Below are 19,510 nucleotides of genomic sequence, written 5' to 3' on the forward strand. Positions count from 1 at the left end.
AACTTAACTGGTTTGCTGGTTGGAACCGGTAATGTTTCGTAGTTCGTGCTGAGCCGCGCGGCCGTACCACTGGGCTTGTTGACCCATCGCCTGGCCCGCCATAATTGTAGCGCCTAATCCCATCTTACCGACGTCGGCAGCCATTCCACCCACGGCCATCCCTCCTTTTCCGACCATGCCGGCAGCTCCCAGTGCAGCCGGCGAAGCGGCACTGACGGCGGCAGCCGAGATCGCGGTGCTTATGCTGGTGATGCGTTGCATGGCGGAGCCTACGCCGGATGAGGAAATGATGTAGCTGGAGATCGTTGGGATGGTGAAATAAGCCAGTGTAGCGATGATCATGAACACGATGTAGATGATCTTCCCACTCTGGGCTTCATCGGGTACATTGTTGGTCAATTCCAGGTACTGGAGAGCGATCACCTTGCCCTGCAAATAGGTGACAATCGTACCTAGAATGTTGGCCAGCGGAAACCAGAGCGATACCTGCACGTAGCGGGCGATCCACAGCAAATGAGAATCCTGAAAGCCGGTAAAAATGGCAATTGCAAACGCCAGGGGGCCAATCATCGTCAGCACAATCATGAAAAACGCCCTGACGGTCAGAATCACCAGTCGAGCCGCCAGGTAAACGGCGTAGAACAGGTTTTTCAGGAAATCATTGAATCCTTCGTTGATATACAGCCGATATTTTTCGACCACCAGACTCATGTACTGCCCGATCTGCCAGCCACTCATCTCATCCAGTTTCTGATCCATTTCCGCCAGTCGCTGTTGCATTTTTTGCTGACGCAGGTTTTCGATTTGCTGAATGCGGGTGGTCTGCACATCGATCATGTTCTGGGTAGAGGTTTCCAGTGGCTTGATCATCGCGCCGATGAAGTCCGTCACTAGGGTGAAATTCAAGGCTAAAAAACCGATAGCAAACGGCCGTAGCAGTGGCCACACGTCCACTCCCTCCGCATAGGCCAGATGCCGCAGGATTTTAAAGCCAATGAAGAGGCTGGCGGCAATACCGGCAATCGAAGCCGCGACGTCGCCAAAGTTGCCCATCCCCTGGAGCACTTCTTTGTAAGCCTGCGTGATCGAAGCCTCGAAAGACTCGAACTTGCGGTAAAAATCGTAGTCAACGTAGGTTCCCGCACCGGGCTGAGCGGCCTGTAGTAAAATCATGGCAAATTGGATAAGTGTTTCCTTGCTTTGAAAAATGACATTGCTTTTAACCCATTGAAAAACAGGCCCATCTTACTTATCTTGAAAAAGGCGGGGTTGACTTCGCGGGCCACTAAACCGCGGCCTTGGCTCTTCGGGCGTCCGCAAAATCAATGATACCGACCTGAATATCTCCACCATTGGCGGCCGTGCGCTGTTGCACTTCGTACTTTTCTGTTTCCTCCGTTGTATAGGCGGCATATTCCTCCAGACTCACCTCGGTCGCATAGACTTTGGAGCGGTGACCCAGCGCAATAAAGACCTCTTTGTATTTGCGCATCGGGTCCAGATCCTTGTTTACCGACAGGACGAGTTGCTTTTGCTTTTCGGTCAAGCCCAGCAGCTGACGTACCTCATCGAACCGATTCTGATACTTGGATTGATCGAGCAGGATTTTGCAATCCGAGTTGTTAATGACCGCATCCTTGACAATCGAATTGCCGATGATATCATCAATCTCCTGGGTCACAATGACGGCTTCACCAAAGTACTTCCGGACGGTCTTGAACAGGTACTGGATGTAGGTGGCCATGCCTTCTTTGGCAATTGCTTTCCAGGCTTCCTCGATGAGAATCATTTTACGGACGCCCTTCAACCGGCGCATTTTAGAAACAAAGGTTTCCATAATGATCAGTGTGACGACCGGATACAGGATCGGGTGATCTTTGATGTTGTCCAGTTCGAAGACGACGAATCGTTTATTGAGCAGATCAATTTTCAGATCGGAATTCAGCAGGTAATCATACTCACCGCCTTTGTAGAACGGCTGCATGGTCAATAGGAACTTCTGCACATCGAAGTAATCCTTCTCGTACTTTTTCTCCTTCAGATAAGCCCGAAAGCCCTCCTGGGCATCGCAGTACTCGTAAAAACCATTGAAACTACCTTTGCCAGGCGTCTTTTTGATCAGCTTCAAATATTGTTCGACGGCATCCGATAGGGCTACCTCTTCCGTCCGTGTGAATGGCTCCGTTTCTTTCTTCCAGAGCGTTAAAAGCAGGGTTTTGATCGATTCTTTCTTTTCGATATCAAACACGCCATCTTCAGCATAGAAGGGATTGAACGTAATCGGGTTATCCTCCTCATACGTCAGGTACACCCCATCCCGCCCGCGCGTTTTCCGGTTGATCATTTCACACAACCCCCGGTACGAGTGTCCCACATCGACCAGTAAAACGTGCGTTCCCTGCTCGTAATACTGGCGAACCATGTGATTGGTAAAGAATGATTTGCCGGATCCGGAAGGCCCGATAATAAATTTGTTCCGGTTCGTAATCCAGCCCCGGTTCATGGGCTCATCCGACAGGTCCACCCACACCGGTTTTCCGAACCGATCACAGAGCCGAATCCCAAAAGGCGACAGGGAGCTGCGGTAGGATGACTCCAGATTGAACATACAAACCGCCTGCTCGACGAAGGTGTAAAACGTATCATCCAACGGAAGGTCGCCGGCATTGCCCGGTATACCCGCCCATAAAAGCCGGGCGGCATCCTGGGTATTGTGCTTTGGCAGGCAATCCAACTGGGCAATAGCGGCAGAGGCCCGGGAACGCAGGTAATCGATCTGTTCCGGCTTTTCCGTCCACACCATCAGGTTGAAGTGTGACCGGCAAACCGTGCGCTGTTGCTGAATGGCTTCCTGAATAAACTTCTGCGTCCAGTCCCGGTTAATGGCATTCTCGTTGGAATACATCGACAGGGAGTTGAGGTACCGGGTCTGCTGTTCGAATTCCCGCAAAGCCGCGGGTCCGTCTTCGATGCAGATGTATTGATTGTAGATGTGATTACAGGGCAGCATCAACCCAACCGGCAGCACATTACCCACCGCGAATTGGGTGCTGTCCGACGACAGAGGGCCGTAGCCGGCCATGACGTCGACCATGTGCGGCATTGACTCCACATCGGACAACGTGAAGCACATGACCTGCTTATCCCCTACCCTGACGTGGCCGTCGATGTCCCAATCCTCCAGGGTAACCTTACGCCGGCCGTCAGGCTGTAATCGGAAGTAATTCGGAACAATCCCTCTATCCCCTTTCCCACTGACATAATCCTCATCCTTCAGGCGTTCGGCCGCAATGCCGCCATCCTGCAAAATCCGTTCGAATTGACTAACTGAGTCAAAGAAGCTTTGTAATTCTTTGGGATCAACCTGCTCCCTCGGGACAAGCCGACGTCGGGTTAACGAATGCCGGGTGCTCTTCTGCTTTTGCCGGGATCTGGGCAGTTTACTTATGTAGAGGTAGCAATAATGGTTCAGGAATGGGCGCTCGACGAAATGACGTTGAAACGCCAGCGTCAGGAAACTGGTGTCATCATGATCCTGATCAGCCTGGTATTTCTCCTCCATGAACCAGTCCTGCTTATGGATAACCGTACCCACTGGCAGCATTTTAATGGCTTTGCATAAAGCACTGTGCAAGGATCGATAGTCTTCCGGGGATTGGGTAAAGATTTCGGGAAGGAGCAAACGAAAGCCAACGGTGATATCGGCCAGCTTGCTGATCAGACAGTTGTTCTCAACGGCCAGAAGCGGTAGGGCCTTTTCGAGGGTTCGGGCGTTTAGTTTCACGGAGTTTGGCGAACGGTTTGGCTGAATTAATGATGATTGCTTTCGGCTGGGTACGAGTTGCCTCCTGTTTGATGAGCCCCCACATGCCATGCTTGGCCGACATTCGCATACAATACCAGACGCCACCGAGCGTAAGAGAAAGTACGATGACGGTGGTTAGATACGTGTTGACATCGAGCCCGTAGAGAATCAGCGCCAGAAACAAGCTACACGCTACAATTCCCACAGCTAAGTAGAGGTAAGTGCCTTTCAGACCCTTCAGCTCTACGGGCTTGCCAATGCCTTTGTTGATTTCCAGCATGGATTACGCGCCGAAGAAGGCGGTCAAGACGGTGCCAACCGCAATCAGAAACAATGCCGCACCAAACCAGCCGGTCACCGCTTTCATCGTGTCCGGATCACCGTTATGCCATTTCGAATACACCCGGATGGCGCCAACCAAACCGATAATCAAACCGATGGCCAGCACAATGGTGTTGGCAGCAACGCCGTAACTCCGGATGGTCGTAGCGGTTGAGCTGAGCGCTGCTGCACCATTACCAGCCGCCGGCTGTTGCGCCATGGCGACCAGATTACCAGACATCAAGGCTACAAGTGTCAGTAGCCCTTTTTGAGAGAAAAGTTTACGATTGAACATAACTGAACGTGTAAAAGTGAATTGGAGTAAAAAAATGAAAAAACTGTATTTGTAACATAATAAGTCTACAAATAAAAACAATTAGACATATTATGTAGCATACAAGACAAAAAAAATTATTGGTGATTAAATAACTCATCTAAATAATCCCATGGTCTAACTAAGGTATAACGGCCTTTTAATGCGTTAGAACCGGCTTTTTGTTGCATTTCACGAGGATTAATCTTGTCCATTAATTTGAATACATCTTCTTCCTGTTCCACGCTTTCTTGTTCGAATGGAGTGGTTACTGAACTGAGCCAACGGTAAGCCAGGTAAAGACCTAACCCTAAAAGCCAGAAAGGCATAACGGCATAACGGCATGAATCGTTCGGCCCTCCTTCAGAATTGTCAGAATACCTGCCAACAGAATTAAGCCTCCCCAAAACAACGCAAATCGTACCCCTACCCTATTCCAGTAAATCAACCGGGATTTCAGATAGGTATCACGATCGTATCCAACCAGCCATAAAATAGCCCGGGCGAAACTGGGAAATCCGGCCTGCACCATCACCGCCACCAGGCGTTCGGAAATCCGGCCTAAGAACTGAGCCAGACGGATACCAAACAAGACCAGGCCGATCAGCAGCGCATACATCACAAAGTCCCAAAAACCGAAGGTATTCATAGCATTACCGTTTTGATTGTGAGAGAATCTCAGCCATGCTTTTCGGGCGCTGATTGTTGATTACATCCGCCAATAGCGTCGACTTTCGTTCACCAGTCGTTTTGGCGACAGCGGTTCCGTCCGGCTGCTTTTCCAGGTCCTGAGCTGCTTCGATGACCCTGTTTAAGTCCTGTTCTCCCTGAGGCTCGAAAATACCGCCCATGGGCAAGAGAAACCCATCGTCGGCCGAGGCCTCCAGTACCGGAGCTTCCGCTAGGTCAACCTCTTCGTTTTCCTCCTCATTTTCTGGCTCTACCGGTTCGGAGTCATCCGCTTCGATTGCTTCCTCAACTTCAGTAGCTGCGGAAACCGGTGTCGAGGATACCGATTGATGCGCTGCCGGTTGAACGGGTGCCGGCACTACTGGAGTAGGCTCAGCCAGTGCCCCCGCCTTCGCGGGAGCACCTTGGTAGGTCGTAACGTCAATAAATTCCGAGAGATCTTCGTCTTCATCGGACGGGGCAACGATTGGAGTGTTGGCCGGTTTCGTGGACTTGCTGCTGAAGAAATCCCGGATGTCCTCCCGGTAAAATTTCCAGCCAACAAATGCATAATAAACCAGCGCGGCCACCCCAACTACTAAAAAGAAATCCCCCCAAGTGTACTGGCTGAACATATTATTTTTCTTTTTGATACGCCTGGCTTAAGAGCTCCAATACGTTGCTCAAAATGGCTGTCATCGGTTTGCGATACTTGAAATTCAATTCCCGGAGCAGTTCATGATGCTCTTCGGAAATACCAATCATCTTGTTATACCCTTTCCCGTTTTCCGGGGGAAGGTGATTAACAACGTCCTCCAGAATGATGCTGGAAGACCGCTTGCGTTCAGTCCGTATTACCGGGCTTGTTGCAACCGGTTGTGATTGAACGACCGGTTTTTCTTCAACTACCTCTGGCGCCTGAACAGCTGAAACCGGGGTAGGTGTCATTTTCGGAGCTGCCGGAATCAGAGAGCTGGCTAGCTTTGATTGATTTTTTTGGCGAGTCACCTCAGCCAGGGTTTTATTGGATTCGTTCATACTGAATAAGTTTGATAAGGTCTTCTACTTCAAAAAATAAGTCTTTCAAGCCACTATTGCGAAGGTAAGCTGCGGGCATTGGAAACAAGGTTGATCGGTTGGCCGCATCCTGATAAGAGTCTCGTTGCGGTATCCGACTTTTCAGACAATGAAAACCATATCCTAAAAATCCCTCTTCCAACTGATCAGCCAGGCTGCCATCGCGTGATGCTTTAAATTTATTCCATACCACCCGGCAATGATCCAGGGGCAACAGCCCGATTTCTTTGATGGCCGTCAAATATTGGAAACCCGTTGTTACCGAGTACTCGGATGTTTCCATCGGCACAATCAGCATATCGACGTGGCTCAGGGCCAGGTCATAGCCTTCCACATCGATGCTACCGGGCATATCCAGAAGAACCAAACGGATGTCTTCCGGAAGGTCTTTCAAAAGCTCCGGAACCGCAACAGGAGATCCGCTCAGAATGGGATAGGGTTGAACCGATTCCTTCTGATCTGTCTTTTGCTCATCGATCCGTTTTTGTCCTTCTTCATCCAGACTTTCAACCTCCCGGATCCGTTGGTTGTAAACTGACAACTGGGAGGTATCAACATCGATAATGGCAGTGGGTATACCACGCCGGTAATGAAGGTAGGAGGCCACCAGTACAGATAAAGTGGTTTTACCCATCCCTCCTTTCTGAGTGGCGAAAGCCAGGACGACCGGAGATCCTGATTCTTTTAACGGTGGATTTTTCGATTTGCTCATCATGAAACGGTTTCGTTCGCGCAACAATATTCTTTATTTCTTAGAAATCAAAGTTCTTTATAAATTTATTTACTAATTTATTTATTTATAAACTTCTTGATTGCTTTATAACCTAATTAATTTATATCTTAGCTGCCGTAGTTCTTGACTGCTTGTATTCTGTATATTATTACTACTACAGAACTAAAGAAATAAAGAACTACAATATTAGCCAATATGATCAACTAAAGTTCTTTATAACTAAAGTTCTTTATTCAATAGGTAGAGGCTTGCTAATCCCTGTTTTGGATTCAAAATGAGGCAAAGGCATGGCCAAAAAAAGCGCATTGGAATTCATGCCCAGGAGCTACGAAATTCCAGTTTTTGGCACTCCAAAAAAGTTTGCTGCGTGTCAAAAGCAAGATGTGTTTTTATTGCCATAAAAACTTTCCCCACCTTCACAGGACCGGGGTATTACAAGCCTCCGAAGTCGGCTTGTTTCAGATAAAAATTTGAATGGAAGAACCCAAAAAGAACCGCGGGGGCAGGCCCACGAAGGAAGCCAGCGAAAAGGCCGACATCCCAGTGAAGACTTTATTCACGCAGGAGGAATACCAAAGCCTGATGCGCCGAAAACGTAACACAAAAGCGCGCAGTTTGTCGGCCTTTGTCCGTGCTGCCTGCCTGGAACATCCGCTCATTCTGAAGTCAGAAAGCAGCGCCCAAGACGAAAAGATACTGTCATTGCTGCGCGAAATTCGTGCCGATATGCTGCGCATTGGAATCAATATTAATCAGGCTACCAAGCGCATCAACAGTACAACAGACTATCAGGATTTGCAGCGTGAAACGAATACTTTGACCAGTCAAATGAAGGAAGTAGGAGCTCAAATTGAGATGTTGATGAGTGCCTACTCCACGAATGATCATCCGGAAAATGGTAGCGCGAATCAGTAGCGGAAGCAACCCCAGGGGTGCTGTTTATTACAACGAAGAAAAGGTAGAGCAGGGCGAGGCTCAGCGATTGGCTTTACGCAATTACGTCGGAATCCTCGTACCACCGGAACAGGTACAAAAACAGCAAGTCGCGTATTTGCTCGAGGAGCAGGCCGCTATCAATGCGCGGATATCAAAACCGACCTTTCACGTCAGCTTATCGCTGGCTCCAGGTGAGAAGCCCAGCAGTGATGAGCTGCTGGATATCGCCGATCGGTACATGCTTGGAATGGGCTATGGCCGGCAACCATATGCCGTCTATCAGCATTTCGATACGGATCATACGCACGTGCACATTGTCTCGGTACGGGTTGATGAGAAAGGGGAGAAGGTGAGCGACAAATTTGAACGCGAACGCTCCAACAAACTACGGCAGCAGATCGAGAAAGAATTTAACCTGGTGGAAGCCGAAAGGGTAGGACTTAAAAGGTCGCTTCCGGAAATCAAGCCGGTTCACTATGGCCAGGGAGATCTCAAGCAGGCGATGACCAATGTCGTGCTGACCGTACTAAATGACTTTCGCTTCAGCAGTTTTGAGCAGTACAATCAGCTACTGCGGCTTTATAACGTACAGGCGGTTGAGGTGCCACTGGAAGGGAAAAAGCCGGGGCTCATCTATACAGTCGCCAGGGAAGAGCAGCGCCAGGGTGTAGGCTTTAAAGCGAGCAGCCTGCGTCAGCAGCCAACTCGGGAAACCGTCGAGCGCCGAATTAAATCCGGAAAAAAAGTGAAGGAAGATTCCGCTTCACGATTACGCCGGCTACTGGAAACGCGCCTGGCTGATTCCGGGTCCTGGACTGACTTTCAGCAACGGCTTCAGCGCTTAAACATCCTGGTCATTCCTCACCAGGGCAAAGACGGGAACCTGTTTGGAATTAGCTACCTCGATGCCAAACAGAAGGTGATCTATACCGGCAGCGAACTGGGCAAAGGATTCACAGCCGGAGCCTTGAAAAAGCAGCTAGGAGAGGAGTTTACACCTCTACCCAAGGAAGATATCAAACCAAAGCAGGAACGCGCCCTACAGCCCGATTCTGAGCGGCAAACGCTGGCAGAAGACCAGAAGCAGGAACCAGACTCGAATACCGCACTCCTACGACGATTGTTGTACGCAATTGGATATGGTGATGATCAGCAAGAAAGTGAACAGGAATTGAAGAAAATGACCCGAAAAAGAACACCTAGGCTATGAGAGATGACCGCAAAGACCAGGCTAAAATTAACGAGATTGCCCTATGGGCGTCAATCATCTTTTTACTGACTCACTTCTTTTTAGAGTGGCACGGACTGTTCAAAAGCTTAGGCTGGTCCAATCCGTTTGTGGACAACCTGATCAGAAAGCTACTGGCCGGATTTGGCCTTTTAGCTTCTCCGTGGCCACTGAAGTTATTGGCGGCTGGCGCCATTGTAACCTTTGGGATCAGCAGCAGGGGCGTCAAATCGGTAACCCTTAAGCCTCGCATCGTCATTACTGATCTGGCGGTGGGCGCTTTCTTATTTTTAGGCAGCACCTTTTTGGTCCCCGATTCCACCGGATGGCTGGTGGCAAAGGCGGGAATGGCGGGCGGGTCTTTATTTTACCTGACGCTTACCGTAGTGGGCTTATTGTACCTTCTCAAGGGCAGTCAGGGCATTAATCGGCTGATCCTTACCCGAATTGGTAAAGACACTTTTAACAAAGAAAACGAAACTTTCCCCCAGGAGGAGCGGCTACTGACCAACCCGCATTCGGTCAACATTTCCACCGAGTTTGAATATCAGGGCCGCATGCGTCGGGGCTGGATTAATATCGTCAATACTTTTCGGGGTATTCTGATCGTTGGCAGCGCCGGATCGGGCAAGACATACAGTCTGATCAACGCCATCATTCGGCAGCAGATCGAGAAAGGGTTTTCCATGTACATCTACGATTTCAAATTTTCAGATCTGTCTCTGGTTGCCTTTAACGCTCTGATGCGGTACCGAAAAAATCAGCCCAAGAACCTTAAATTTTACTGCATCAATTTTGATGATCCGGTCAAATCACACCGGTGCAACCCGCTCCATCCCGTTTATCTGGACAGCATCGAGGACGCTTATGAAAGCGCCAAAATGGTGATGATGAATCTCAACAAAAAGTGGATTGGTAAAGAAGGAGAGTTCTTTGTAGATACCCCAATTGCTTACGTAACGTGTATGATCTGGCTACTGAGGACTTACAAAGACGGCATATTCTGTACCCTGCCTCACGTCATTGAGCTCTTGACCATCGACTATCGGAAGGTTTTTCCGCTTATGGTAAACCGGCCCGATCTGGAGTCAAGAGCCGCTATTTTCGTTTCGGCACTGGAAGGCGGTGCCATGGATCAGTTGGAAGGTCAGATGGCCAGCGCCCGAAGTGGACCGGCTAAATTATCCAGCCCGAACCTCTACTGGACGATGAGCGGAAACGGCTTCATGCTGGATATCAATAATCCGGATGAGCCCAAAATTGTCTGCGTGGGCAATAACAGCAAGAAAAAGAAAATTTACGGCGCAGCCCTGAGTCTCTACAATGGTCGAATCCTCAACTTAATTAACCAGAAGGGTAAACGCCCGTGCGGAGTAATTATTGACGAAATACCAACGATGTTTTTTGAAGGGATTGGCGATCTGATCAATACCGGGAGATCCAATAAGATTTCGGTTACCCTGGCCATGCAGGACTACTCCCAGTTGGATGCCGAATACGGCAAAGAACAGGCTGAAGTAATTAAAAACAGTTGTGGTACCGTCATTTGCGGCCAGGCGTCGGGAGCTACTGCGGAAGCGATGCAAAACCGGTTAGGAAAGAATGTGCAGCGAAAGGAGAATATTAATATTCAATCGGAAGACACAACGCACGGCATCTCAACGGAGCTGAACTTTATTGCGCCGGCTGCCAAGATCAGTCAGCTTAGCCAGGGAGAATTTGTAGGCGTAGTGGCCGACACTGTCGAACAGCCCAGTGAGTTGAAAGCGTTCCGGGCGAAGGTGCTGGTTGATGAGGCCGATTTTAATGATGAGCAGAAATATAAAGAACTGCCTAATTTTTCTATTTTTGCTCAGGAGGAGGATTTAAAGCAGATGGTGCAGAACAATTACCTGCAAATCAAAGCGGACACCAAAGCCTTCGTCGATGACGAAACTGCCCGCGTTGCCAATGAGCTAGGTCTTTCTCCCAAGAAACCATAAACCTCGGGGAAAGGTGATTAATGAAACGGTTGGTAAACGCCTGATTTATCTGCGCAAAGACCTGGGACGTCGCCAGGGGGAAGAGCTTTCGGTTAATGATGTTGCTCAAAAAATGGGCATTGAAAGACACACATTGTCCAGGCTGGAAAATGGATCGAAAGGGACAATCGAATCGTTTGTGACGGCCTTACGATTTTACCGGAAGCAGGGCTACAATCAGGAGTGGATCCTGGAGGATAACAATGCGAATACGCCCATGGTCGTGCCCAGTAGTGGACAGATGCTGGCCGTCGTCCGTACCCTCAACAAGATAAAGGAGTGCGTTACCGATTACAGCGCAGAGCTTGAAGAGCAGCTCAAAAACCTTGGTTTTGATGCGGTTGAGATCCGAAATTTTCACAAGGATAGCGAGCTGGTCCTTCCCGTCGAGCTGAGTTGAAGAAAAAGCCGTCTGCGCAACAGATAACAGAAATTGAGCGGGTCGATCGGCTGACCATTCTTTCGAATTACATAATGCAGATGTGCTCCGGTTGTTAATCCGGTCTGCCCAACTTTCCCAATTTCTTCTCCTCGTTTAACCAGTTGCCCCGGCTGAACGCAATAGCCGGACAGGTGACCATACACTGTTTCGAATCCAAATCCGTGCACCACTTGAACAAAGGCTCCCAGCCCCGGATCATACCCCACCCGCTTTATAATCCCAGGCGCTGTTACCGTTACCCGCAGGCCGGTTTTTGCCCGAACATCGATGCCGCCGTGAAAGCGGGTTTTTTTGTGAACCGGGTGTTTCCGAAATCCATAAGGCGAGGTAATACTGAATTCCTGAATAGGTACCGCCACCGGAAAAACGGAGGGCAGCCGATCCAAATAATCCGCTCGCAGCGGGATGGTCTGAATCAAACGATCTACCTGATTGTAGGTCTTGGTAGATCTTAACAATTCTATTTCCATCGAGTCCAATACGGAATGAAGCGAATCGGTTTCGTTTTCTAAATAACGGGATTTCCCGTTATTCCCATTCTCTGAATTTTGCCCGAATACCGGTACCAAAACCCCCAACATGCCAATGAAAAACAGGCACGCTATTTGTCTATTAATTGACATAATCTGTAGATTTCAGGCAACAAATTTACAATATATGTACAATGTAAAGCATAAATTAATAGATTTACTCCGTGAGGATATTTTTAACCATTTCTAACCCTTTTTTACCATGCCAACACAAACCTTTGCTCAAACCAGGGCGGATGAAATCGACAACATTGCCCCTACACCTTTGCAGGTAGGAGCTGCCTGGCAGTACGCCCTGACCGATAACTTCCTAAGCACGGATGAACAGTCGGCCGTGCTGCGCCGGCAGATCGAAGGCGGCCGCCCGCTTCTACAAAACAAGCTCAATGAAGTAGGAATTACACCGGCTTTCCTGGCTGCTAATCCACAGGTTGAAGAAGCTTTATTTTCCGGACGCCCGACGCCGATTGTAACAGTCATGCTGCCCAACGATCTGGAACTAAGCGGCCGTCTACGGATCGTTGTCACCGACCAGGGCGCTCAGCTCCGCATAACACCAGTAATGCCGGACCTCACCATTCCGGATCGGGTGGGTGATCTTCAGTTGACTAAACAGGAACGGCAGGATCTCGAGCAGAAAGGGTTTGTGGAAAAGCCGATTCAGGTTGCTGAAAATGGCAGTTTTGTGCCGGCTTATTTGCGGGTCGATAAGGAAACCAACACCGTCGATATCTGGAAAGTACGCCCGGAAATGTTGCCAACACAATTGCTTGGAATCGATCTGTCACGTGAGCAGCAGCTCCAGTTGGCCGCCGGCTATCCGGTTCGGCTTAGCGGCTTGAAAGATCGCCAGGGCGAACCCTTTGATGCAACGCTATCAGTTTCAGCCGCTAACAAAGGGCTTCAGGTTTCTAACATCAGCCGACAGGATGTAACCCTTAAACCGGATGAAAAAAACAGGCAGCAGCTCGCTCAGAATAACGAGGGCGCCAAAACGGATCAGGTCCGCGGTTTGGAAGAAAAAACCGGCGTCACGACGGTAGCCAATGCGCAGAAAGAAACGATAAAGCGGCTATTAACGGATGATCAAATTCCCAATCAAAACCGAAAAATACTCCGCCCGAAACAATGACCCGGTTCGATGAATTAAAGCAGAAATTTCCCAATGTAATTCCGGTACCGGAACTTCGGGCCAATGTCTCTATTGTTGAATTAGCCGTTCAATATGGCTATGAACATTTACCTCACAAAGGCCGGAGCCGTCCTGTTCTCCAGCATCCGGGACACGGCGACACCATTGTTATTAAAAATCCGCAGGATGCCAGCCAGCAGGTGTATCAACGCGCCGGTGACTTTTCGGATGCCGGCACCATTATTGATTTTGTCCGTAACCGTCTGCATACGGTCTTTTCGGTTTTTAACCGACCTGGCCAGCACGAATTTCGGAACATCACCAATGTTCTGTATGATTACCTGAAGATCGATCCCGACCAGGTAACCCGCAATCGCACAGCCATAACAATCCAGCCGGATCCCAATCCGAAACAGCCCTTCGCCAAAGAGCTCCTTGATATTCGATCGCTGGAGAAGGATAATTATTTGCTGAAGCGCAACATCGATCAAAAGATCATCGAAAGTCCTGAGTTTAAAGGAAAGGCGGTTACGCAGGTAACGTATCTGAATACAGAAACCGGGCGCACGGATGACTTCATGACCGCCAAGGCTAATCCTGATCGGAAGTACCTGACTTTCCATAATGTAGCATTTCCTTATTACAATGGGCTGTCAGCGGAGGTAATGGGTTTTGAAGTCCGGAACGAGAATTTAAAACAGCACGCACCTGGTAGCGATCGCCAAAGCAGTGTATTTATTTCCAACATTCCGCCTAAAATCGAACGGTTTGTTATTGTGGAAAGTGTTCTGGATGCCATGGCACATAAGCAATTGCAATCCATTCGGGGTGATGATGCTTTTAATACCGTTTACTTTTCAACCGGTGGCCAGCTTACCCCTGAGCAGGTCAATACCATTTCTCGCTACGTTTCCTCTCTGGAGAAAGCGCCCAACTGGAAGATTGAATTATCCTTCGATGATGACACAAAAGGCCACCGGTATGATCTGCAATTCGTACAGAAATTAGTTGCCTCCCATTTTCCAGTTTCCTCGACAGTAGCGACAGGAAACCGGACCGGACTCCTGCTACCGGAAGCCGATGCCCATCAGCAGATCCGGGAAGCATTGTTAAACCGGGTCGAGCTTTTTAATACCAATGTACGTAGCCAGATTGAGCGGGCAGATAGTGATGATATCACCAAAAAGGAAATTAGTACTCAACTGATCAATATTGGCCAGGTCGAGCAGCAGAAGGTTATCTACGTACCAGAAACAATGACTGCGCTCAGAGCCATAAGCCAGGCACTGCTTGAACTCACCGGCCTTGGTAAACGTATCGAGCTGGTTAAATCCTGTGCGAAAGATTTCACAGATGAGCTGAAGTTAAATTTGGATGAGGCCAAACGCTTTACCTATGCCATCGTAAATGACAGCGGTAAAGTGATGTATAACAGCAACTCAGCCGCAACGATCCAGCGAACCTTAATTCTTCTGCAACATCATCATACCGGAGAAGGACAAAATGTGACGTTTCGGGCCGTTTCACGACAAAACAATGGTTGGATGAAAGAGCAGGCCCGGATCGAAATCAAGGACGGAAGCGTCCATAAAGCATCAGAACAGGTCGAATTTAAAAAACAGGTACTGGATGAGAAGAGTGACCGCAGCCAACAAGCCACCGTTAAACGTCAGGAAGAAAAAAGAAGCCAGGTACCATCCACATCACCTAAGATAAAGCACCAATGAGTAACTTTAGCGCCGAATCAGAAGACAATTTCAGCATGGCGTTTGTGATCAACCTGGCGGATGGCACCGGTCGCGAATTTTACATCAGCACGCAAGGCGAGGCGGTGCCACTGGACACGCCCAGCAACGCGGAAGCTTTAATACTCAAAACTCCGAATCAGGTTGATAAGCAATTGGAGGCATTTACAAAGCTCTTTCCTGGCACATGCCGCCTGTATGCGATTGAACGCCGTGAGTTTGAGCACCGGCAGCAAAAGCTCCGAAATCCACCCGAGAAGAATTGACTCATCCAGTAATTATAGCCTCCTCGTAAGGGAGGCTTTTTTATTGGAAAGGGGAAAAGGGGTGGCTTAATTCTCGCAAAATATTTACTATAATAATAATTTTCATATTGTTTTTAATGTAAAAAATGGCTATCTTAATACTGTAAATCAGATAACTAATTGACATGAAAAAGAATCAAACCCCGGCCACCAGCCAAACCGAAGTTGTTTCAAGCGAAGCGGTTACGCCAACCCTCAACGAACAGGTAGATGAAGAAACCGGCGAGGTAACGGACACCTTCAAATTCAAATACCTCGAAGGGCATCCCCGCCAGTACCGTTTTGACGCCAAACAGGGCTTGTTTAATATTAATGGCACGGAAGTGCTCGGCAACACCCTTACTTTCCAGCCCCTAGCGTGGCGGATTTTTACCGATAGTATTCTGAATATGGGGCAAAAAACGTGGGCGGAACTGTTCTTCGTCGATGCCGCCAATTGTGTCTCATCGGTGCTGTTTCACGGCTATTCCGTCGATAACATTTTCCGGCTGATCGAACCCCTTTTCTACGCTGATCTAACCCTCGCTGACGTGGTAATAACGGCCACGGCGGAGAAGAAGGAAAATACAAAAATCCAGCCGAAAGGGACGTACTACATTGCCACCTTTGGCTATCAAATGGCCGACCGCAAGCTAACCCAGGAATTGACCGCCTACGCTAAATCAAACCGGCTTTTCCGTCAGGAAACCACAACCGACCGCGCCAATATTTCCCGACTCTATAACTGGTATAATCCATTTGGAGAGAACGACGATACCGATACGGGACTGCTACTGGCCGCGTAAGGACTAAATAAGAGAAGCCAGTCGGCATCCGGCTGGCTTCTGCTATAAATCAGATAAAAATTATCCCCAAAAGTACAGGATAAGATTGGAAAGGGGAAAAAAGAGGCAAATCTGTTCACTCTTTTTACATTAAAAATAAGTATAGACTTTTTTTTTATGTAAAAAATGCTTATATTTATAGAGTAAATCAGATAAAAAAACTATGAAACTTATCAAGATCGACCCCGCAGCCCAGACCATTGAGGTCATTGATACGGCTGCTACCCTCCACGATTTTTTTCAGATTATCGGCTGCCGTTGCATCGACGTTTGCGCCCGGCAAGGGGACGGTGACGCCCTCACGGTAGATGATGAGGCCCTGTTTCAACGACCGCAGCCACTGGCCTTTTCGTTCGGCGGATATGGCCCCATTCACGGCATAGCGGTCTTGTCTGGAAGCGACGAAGAAGGAGAAACGACGGAGCCTAAAATGGGCATCGAAGCCGCTAAAAGAATGGTGTCGTGGCTGGGAGCCGCTTACACCGCCCCTTATTTCCGAGTCACCTCTTTTTAGTCAAACCGGGTAGATTGCAATCAGTAGTCTACCCTAATCCAATCCGCTATGTATCAGATTATCACTAGTCAGGAACAGAAAAGAGGTTGCGGCTACCGGAAACCGGGAGGGTTTTACTTTGTCGCCGGGAAGTCAGCCCGACCCTGTGCTAAACTGCCCATCGAAGTTAGCATTTGCCCATGTTGCAGTCAAGGCATTCAATTCAATCGTGGCTTTACGTGGGTGTCCTCGGTTCTGATCGAACAGCAACCCTGTCGGCTGGCCGGATGTTCGGACTGTTTCCCCTTCAAAGTCATGAAGCGTTACGGTTTGATGTGGGTAGGGGAGAAGTTCTATAAGACCCCGGCTGCTTTTTCCGCCGAAGCCGCCAAAATGGGCGTTTCCAAGCGATTACCGTTCATCCCGAAAGGATTTACCATTGGCGTCGATTGGATTCTGCTGGCGCACCGGAAATGCCCCTTTGAAACCGTAAACGGGATTGAGCTGAAGCCCGGCATTTTCACCGCCTTTTGTCCTTCGCAAATTGATTATATCGTGAAGGGAGATGAGTCAGACGATTTCTTAAATGACCTCTTCGACAAAGGGGTACGACTAATGGACGTCATCCCGGAAGGGGAGAGCGAACCAGGTAAGATTATCCCGCTCCATCCTGAACTTCAATAACGCACTTTAGGCACCCGGCAACTCCCTCTCCGGGTGCTCTTTCAAACCTTACTCCCCCTTTACAACGATGGATTACCGTTCCATTTCCCGCTACGCAAACAGCGATCTGACTGAGTTTCGCAACCTGTTTTTTGGCTATCCAGTACGGCCAAGGGGTCCCGCTCAGGCGTTTGGTACCGCCTTCCACGAGTTGATCTTAGAACAGGAATTAACCATCGAACTGACCACCGCTCTTCAGAAACAGGCCGACCAGATGCGGAATGCCTTGCAGAAAGATAGCTTTGCCCGGCTAGTATTGCAGGAAGCCCGAAAGGAGGTCATCGAAGTATGGGACGATGATCAAACGGGATTGCCCTGTAAATCCCGACTCGATTTGTGGCTTCCATCCGAAGAGATGATTGTGGACGTAAAAACCACCAGCGCCCGCAGTTACCGGGAATTTTTAGCCAGTTGTCTGGCGTACGATTATGACCGACAAGGCGCGTTCTACCTCGACAGCAAACCCCCTGCTTCCCGATTCGTTTTATTAGGGGTTCAGAAACAGGCCCCCTTTAGCATCTTCTATTTTGAAGCAACCGCCTGCAAGGGTTGTATTGAAGGAGGCAGAAAGAAATATCATGCCCTGCTCCGGGAAGTCCGCAAATGCAATTTTCAGCCATCGTCTTGGGCGCTTACTACAGCCGCCATTCAACCGCTAACCCGACAGGCCAGCTAAACCCATTACCCTTTAAAGCTATGTTTTTCGCTAAAATCACGACGCTGCACAATCCCAAAAACAGCCTACAGACTTATTTAAGGGAGCAAGTTGCCAAACTCGACGGCTTGAATGTGGAGGAGCCCCAAGATTTTTACGCCCATTTACTCACGATGGTTCTCCGGGCAAATGCCCGGTATAACCGCTGTACGCCCCTCAAAGCCTACCTTCTAAAAGCTTATGTATTGGGCGATTTCCTTACTGGTATACATGGATTGGTTCAAATCAATTTGTATCAACAGAAGGGTGTTTTTGGCGAAACGCCGGGCATAGGTGGGCAGGCCGCAGTCGAAAGTGTACAAACCTCGATCTTTCAATAACAAAACGATCCTGTTAACTGCACACAAAAAGCCGGTTTCTGTGCTATTTGTGTGCGGTTATACTCTTGCTCTATCACATGACCAGCACATTGCTATGACCCCAGAAAGACTTGTCTCTATCCGGAAATATTGGCGAAAACTTTCAGGCGTCACTCTTTACAACGATAAAGCCGACGGATATCCCATTCTGGAAATTAGCGGATCGCTTTTCTGTCTAATGGAGGATGGTAACCATGAAAAAGCGATTTCGTATTATCAGAGCCTAAATCGGCCAAGACAATTGACTATTTTCTGACAATCTCCCCAAATTTGATATATACAAAGCCTGATTCCAGTTTGGGGCTTCAAACTGAAAACCAACCCTATTAATCCCATGGCCATTACGGATCAGCTTATTGAATTCAACAAACTGCGGTTTAAGCAGTACTGGGTTCGCAAGGGGTACACGGTAGCTCAGGCACGCACTATTTTATTCCGGCTGTATGGTGTCGAGTGTAATCAGGCTGCGGTCGATGCCGAGGTCGATCCGGTTGTTGACCCTGATCTCAGTAGCCAGGCACGTGAGAAATTGATTTCGGACATTTCTGCAACTAAAAAAGATTAGCCGACACGGTACTTTCCTCGCAGATGTTTTACATAAAAGCTAATAAATTACTTACTTCATGGAAGCAAATTTTGTAATATTGAATCCCATGGAAGAATTTGCTACTGCGTTGGAACAGATCGATGAGCATATACTACAAGTTGCAACCAATCATTTAGCAGCTACTGAGCACGCTAAACAATTACTGGAGAAAGCGGAAGATCGGCTAATTTCCGGTTCTCCAGGTACCATTAGCCTGAAACGGTATGGCCACCGGCCCTTATCTCAGCATGATGTCGATACTATTATCAACTCCCTTGGATCTGACGTCGACAAACAGGCGATCGCTGATTTAGGGAACGCGCAGCGAGCGTTATCGGAGCGTCTGAAAGGTACTTCATACGTTGGACTTGTCATTGAGCAGGCCAATATCCCCTATGCTCAGTATTACCAACGGTCGCTAAAGCCGGAACTTTGGAAGCCAGAGCAAATGGTAGCAGTCGTTGAGGTTTTGAAGCGGCTGCGGATATAGTCGTTTACAAAATAGTCTGGTGAATGATTATTCAATTGGATCAATTAGTGCAAGTTGGGATAT

General features: G+C 48.6%; 24 protein-coding genes. 14 read left to right on the top strand and 10 right to left on the bottom strand.

Translation table 11 applies throughout. From position 1 onward, the window contains the following. Positions 1–3: 3 nt before the first annotated feature. From F0P93_RS30560 to F0P93_RS30600, 9 genes are all read right to left on the bottom strand, one after another. A complete protein-coding gene (locus tag F0P93_RS30560; protein WP_150881587.1) occupies positions 4–1,173 on the bottom strand; it encodes a TraJ family protein in 1,170 nt (389 codons plus the stop codon). 112 nt (positions 1,174–1,285) lie between these two features. Beyond that, complete coding sequence (locus F0P93_RS30565; protein ID WP_225309724.1) at positions 1,286–3,784, bottom strand: TraG family conjugative transposon ATPase; 2,499 nt, start codon at positions 3,782–3,784, stop codon at positions 1,286–1,288. After that, positions 3,732–4,085, bottom strand: a complete 354-nt coding sequence (locus F0P93_RS31835) for a DUF4133 domain-containing protein (RefSeq protein WP_150881589.1) — start codon at positions 4,083–4,085, stop codon at positions 3,732–3,734. The genes F0P93_RS30565 and F0P93_RS31835 overlap by 53 nt, the downstream gene beginning before the upstream one ends. A 3-nt stretch (positions 4,086–4,088) precedes the next feature. Further along, positions 4,089–4,421, bottom strand: coding sequence for a DUF4134 domain-containing protein (locus F0P93_RS30575; protein WP_150881590.1), 333 nt, complete (start codon positions 4,419–4,421; stop codon positions 4,089–4,091). 116 nt (positions 4,422–4,537) lie between these two features. Next, the gene (locus tag F0P93_RS30580) at positions 4,538–4,768 is read right to left on the bottom strand and encodes a hypothetical protein (protein ID WP_150881591.1); all 231 of its coding nucleotides are present in this window, start codon (positions 4,766–4,768) and stop codon (positions 4,538–4,540) included. Beyond that, positions 4,750–5,088 carry a hypothetical protein gene (locus tag F0P93_RS30585; protein WP_150881592.1) on the bottom strand — a complete coding sequence of 113 codons (339 nt, stop codon included), beginning with the start codon at positions 5,086–5,088 and terminating at the stop codon, positions 4,750–4,752. Before F0P93_RS30585 ends, F0P93_RS30580 begins: the two co-directional genes overlap by 19 nt. A gap of 4 nt (positions 5,089–5,092) precedes the next feature. Beyond that, positions 5,093–5,743, bottom strand: coding sequence for a hypothetical protein (locus F0P93_RS30590; RefSeq protein ID WP_150881593.1), 651 nt, complete (start codon positions 5,741–5,743; stop codon positions 5,093–5,095). A 1-nt stretch (position 5,744) separates the two neighbouring features. Further along, entirely contained in the window at positions 5,745–6,146 is a 402-nt protein-coding gene (locus F0P93_RS30595; RefSeq protein ID WP_150881594.1) for a hypothetical protein, read from the bottom strand. Then, positions 6,130–6,900, bottom strand: coding sequence for a ParA family protein (locus F0P93_RS30600; RefSeq protein WP_150881595.1), 771 nt, complete (start codon positions 6,898–6,900; stop codon positions 6,130–6,132). The genes F0P93_RS30595 and F0P93_RS30600 overlap by 17 nt, the downstream gene beginning before the upstream one ends. Positions 6,901–7,392: 492 nt before the next feature. Here F0P93_RS30600 and F0P93_RS30605 point away from each other — a divergent pair, with 492 nt between their 5' ends. The 4 genes from F0P93_RS30605 to F0P93_RS30620 are packed head-to-tail and all read left to right on the top strand — an operon-like array spanning position 7,393 to position 11,503. After that, positions 7,393–7,833 carry a plasmid mobilization protein gene (locus tag F0P93_RS30605; protein WP_150881596.1) on the top strand — a complete coding sequence of 147 codons (441 nt, stop codon included), beginning with the start codon at positions 7,393–7,395 and terminating at the stop codon, positions 7,831–7,833. Beyond that, positions 7,799–9,064, top strand: coding sequence for a relaxase/mobilization nuclease domain-containing protein (locus F0P93_RS30610; protein ID WP_150881597.1), 1,266 nt, complete (start codon positions 7,799–7,801; stop codon positions 9,062–9,064). Before F0P93_RS30605 ends, F0P93_RS30610 begins: the two co-directional genes overlap by 35 nt. After that, on the top strand, positions 9,061–11,064 hold the full coding sequence (locus F0P93_RS30615; protein WP_150881598.1) for a YWFCY domain-containing protein: 2,004 nt from the start codon (positions 9,061–9,063) through the stop codon (positions 11,062–11,064). The genes F0P93_RS30610 and F0P93_RS30615 overlap by 4 nt, the downstream gene beginning before the upstream one ends. Before the next feature lie 13 nt (positions 11,065–11,077). Then, positions 11,078–11,503: a helix-turn-helix domain-containing protein gene (locus F0P93_RS30620; RefSeq protein ID WP_150881599.1), complete on the top strand. Its 426-nt coding sequence runs from the start codon at positions 11,078–11,080 to the stop codon at positions 11,501–11,503. Here the strand turns inward: F0P93_RS30620 and F0P93_RS30625 are convergent. Continuing rightward, complete coding sequence (locus F0P93_RS30625) at positions 11,461–12,168, bottom strand: M23 family metallopeptidase (RefSeq protein WP_150881600.1); 708 nt, start codon at positions 12,166–12,168, stop codon at positions 11,461–11,463. The two genes, F0P93_RS30620 and F0P93_RS30625, sit on opposite strands and share 43 nt — an antisense overlap. 109 nt (positions 12,169–12,277) lie before the next feature. Here F0P93_RS30625 and F0P93_RS30630 point away from each other — a divergent pair, with 109 nt between their 5' ends. From F0P93_RS30630 to F0P93_RS30675, 10 genes are all read left to right on the top strand, one after another. Further along, positions 12,278–13,207: a DUF3945 domain-containing protein gene (locus F0P93_RS30630; RefSeq protein WP_150881601.1), complete on the top strand. Its 930-nt coding sequence runs from the start codon at positions 12,278–12,280 to the stop codon at positions 13,205–13,207. Next, a complete protein-coding gene (locus tag F0P93_RS30635; protein WP_150881602.1) occupies positions 13,204–14,934 on the top strand; it encodes a toprim domain-containing protein in 1,731 nt (576 codons plus the stop codon). The genes F0P93_RS30630 and F0P93_RS30635 overlap by 4 nt, the downstream gene beginning before the upstream one ends. After that, entirely contained in the window at positions 14,931–15,218 is a 288-nt protein-coding gene (locus F0P93_RS30640; RefSeq protein ID WP_150881603.1) for a hypothetical protein, read from the top strand. The genes F0P93_RS30635 and F0P93_RS30640 overlap by 4 nt, the downstream gene beginning before the upstream one ends. A gap of 164 nt (positions 15,219–15,382) precedes the next feature. Further along, complete coding sequence (locus F0P93_RS30645) at positions 15,383–16,042, top strand: hypothetical protein (RefSeq protein WP_150881604.1); 660 nt, start codon at positions 15,383–15,385, stop codon at positions 16,040–16,042. 202 nt (positions 16,043–16,244) lie between these two features. Then, positions 16,245–16,595, top strand: coding sequence for a DUF3846 domain-containing protein (locus F0P93_RS30650; RefSeq protein ID WP_150881605.1), 351 nt, complete (start codon positions 16,245–16,247; stop codon positions 16,593–16,595). Between the two features lie 294 nt (positions 16,596–16,889). Next, on the top strand, positions 16,890–17,258 hold the full coding sequence (locus F0P93_RS30655) for a hypothetical protein (RefSeq protein WP_150881606.1): 369 nt from the start codon (positions 16,890–16,892) through the stop codon (positions 17,256–17,258). Positions 17,259–17,325: 67 nt separating this feature from the next. Then, positions 17,326–17,973, top strand: coding sequence for a PD-(D/E)XK nuclease-like domain-containing protein (locus tag F0P93_RS30660; RefSeq protein WP_150881607.1), 648 nt, complete (start codon positions 17,326–17,328; stop codon positions 17,971–17,973). Positions 17,974–17,993: 20 nt separating this feature from the next. Beyond that, positions 17,994–18,332 carry a hypothetical protein gene (locus F0P93_RS30665; protein ID WP_150881608.1) on the top strand — a complete coding sequence of 113 codons (339 nt, stop codon included), beginning with the start codon at positions 17,994–17,996 and terminating at the stop codon, positions 18,330–18,332. A 373-nt stretch (positions 18,333–18,705) separates the two neighbouring features. After that, the gene (locus F0P93_RS30670) at positions 18,706–18,936 is read left to right on the top strand and encodes a hypothetical protein (protein WP_150881609.1); all 231 of its coding nucleotides are present in this window, start codon (positions 18,706–18,708) and stop codon (positions 18,934–18,936) included. Between the two features lie 58 nt (positions 18,937–18,994). Beyond that, positions 18,995–19,447, top strand: a complete 453-nt coding sequence (locus F0P93_RS30675) for a hypothetical protein (RefSeq protein WP_150881610.1) — start codon at positions 18,995–18,997, stop codon at positions 19,445–19,447. Positions 19,448–19,510: the final 63 nt, after the last annotated feature.

The organism is Larkinella humicola (assembly GCF_008727875.1).
Classification (GTDB): domain Bacteria; phylum Bacteroidota; class Bacteroidia; order Cytophagales; family Spirosomataceae; genus Larkinella; species Larkinella humicola.

What these genes read in the sequence shown, in the direction of transcription:
- F0P93_RS31835 (WP_150881589.1), bottom strand. Translation starts at nt 4,085, where the DNA reads ATGCTGGAAATCAACAAAGGCATTGGCAAGCCCGTAGAGCTGAAGGGT.
- F0P93_RS30585 (WP_150881592.1), bottom strand. Translation starts at nt 5,088, where the DNA reads ATGAATACCTTCGGTTTTTGGGACTTTGTGATGTATGCGCTGCTGATC.
- F0P93_RS30655 (WP_150881606.1), top strand. Translation starts at nt 16,890, where the DNA reads ATGAAGCGTTACGGTTTGATGTGGGTAGGGGAGAAGTTCTATAAGACC.
- F0P93_RS30610 (WP_150881597.1), top strand. Translation starts at nt 7,799, where the DNA reads ATGATCATCCGGAAAATGGTAGCGCGAATCAGTAGCGGAAGCAACCCC.
- F0P93_RS30605 (WP_150881596.1), top strand. Translation starts at nt 7,393, where the DNA reads ATGGAAGAACCCAAAAAGAACCGCGGGGGCAGGCCCACGAAGGAAGCC.
- F0P93_RS30625 (WP_150881600.1), bottom strand. Translation starts at nt 12,168, where the DNA reads ATGTCAATTAATAGACAAATAGCGTGCCTGTTTTTCATTGGCATGTTG.
- F0P93_RS30650 (WP_150881605.1), top strand. Translation starts at nt 16,245, where the DNA reads ATGAAACTTATCAAGATCGACCCCGCAGCCCAGACCATTGAGGTCATT.
- F0P93_RS30615 (WP_150881598.1), top strand. Translation starts at nt 9,061, where the DNA reads ATGAGAGATGACCGCAAAGACCAGGCTAAAATTAACGAGATTGCCCTA.
- F0P93_RS30635 (WP_150881602.1), top strand. Translation starts at nt 13,204, where the DNA reads ATGACCCGGTTCGATGAATTAAAGCAGAAATTTCCCAATGTAATTCCG.
- F0P93_RS30595 (WP_150881594.1), bottom strand. Translation starts at nt 6,146, where the DNA reads ATGAACGAATCCAATAAAACCCTGGCTGAGGTGACTCGCCAAAAAAAT.
- F0P93_RS30560 (WP_150881587.1), bottom strand. Translation starts at nt 1,173, where the DNA reads ATGATTTTACTACAGGCCGCTCAGCCCGGTGCGGGAACCTACGTTGAC.
- F0P93_RS30580 (WP_150881591.1), bottom strand. Translation starts at nt 4,768, where the DNA reads ATGCCTTTCTGGCTTTTAGGGTTAGGTCTTTACCTGGCTTACCGTTGG.
- F0P93_RS30670 (WP_150881609.1), top strand. Translation starts at nt 18,706, where the DNA reads ATGGCCATTACGGATCAGCTTATTGAATTCAACAAACTGCGGTTTAAG.
- F0P93_RS30675 (WP_150881610.1), top strand. Translation starts at nt 18,995, where the DNA reads ATGGAAGCAAATTTTGTAATATTGAATCCCATGGAAGAATTTGCTACT.
- F0P93_RS30590 (WP_150881593.1), bottom strand. Translation starts at nt 5,743, where the DNA reads ATGTTCAGCCAGTACACTTGGGGGGATTTCTTTTTAGTAGTTGGGGTG.
- F0P93_RS30665 (WP_150881608.1), top strand. Translation starts at nt 17,994, where the DNA reads ATGTTTTTCGCTAAAATCACGACGCTGCACAATCCCAAAAACAGCCTA.
- F0P93_RS30575 (WP_150881590.1), bottom strand. Translation starts at nt 4,421, where the DNA reads ATGTTCAATCGTAAACTTTTCTCTCAAAAAGGGCTACTGACACTTGTA.
- F0P93_RS30600 (WP_150881595.1), bottom strand. Translation starts at nt 6,900, where the DNA reads ATGATGAGCAAATCGAAAAATCCACCGTTAAAAGAATCAGGATCTCCG.
- F0P93_RS30660 (WP_150881607.1), top strand. Translation starts at nt 17,326, where the DNA reads ATGGATTACCGTTCCATTTCCCGCTACGCAAACAGCGATCTGACTGAG.
- F0P93_RS30640 (WP_150881603.1), top strand. Translation starts at nt 14,931, where the DNA reads ATGAGTAACTTTAGCGCCGAATCAGAAGACAATTTCAGCATGGCGTTT.
- F0P93_RS30630 (WP_150881601.1), top strand. Translation starts at nt 12,278, where the DNA reads ATGCCAACACAAACCTTTGCTCAAACCAGGGCGGATGAAATCGACAAC.
- F0P93_RS30645 (WP_150881604.1), top strand. Translation starts at nt 15,383, where the DNA reads ATGAAAAAGAATCAAACCCCGGCCACCAGCCAAACCGAAGTTGTTTCA.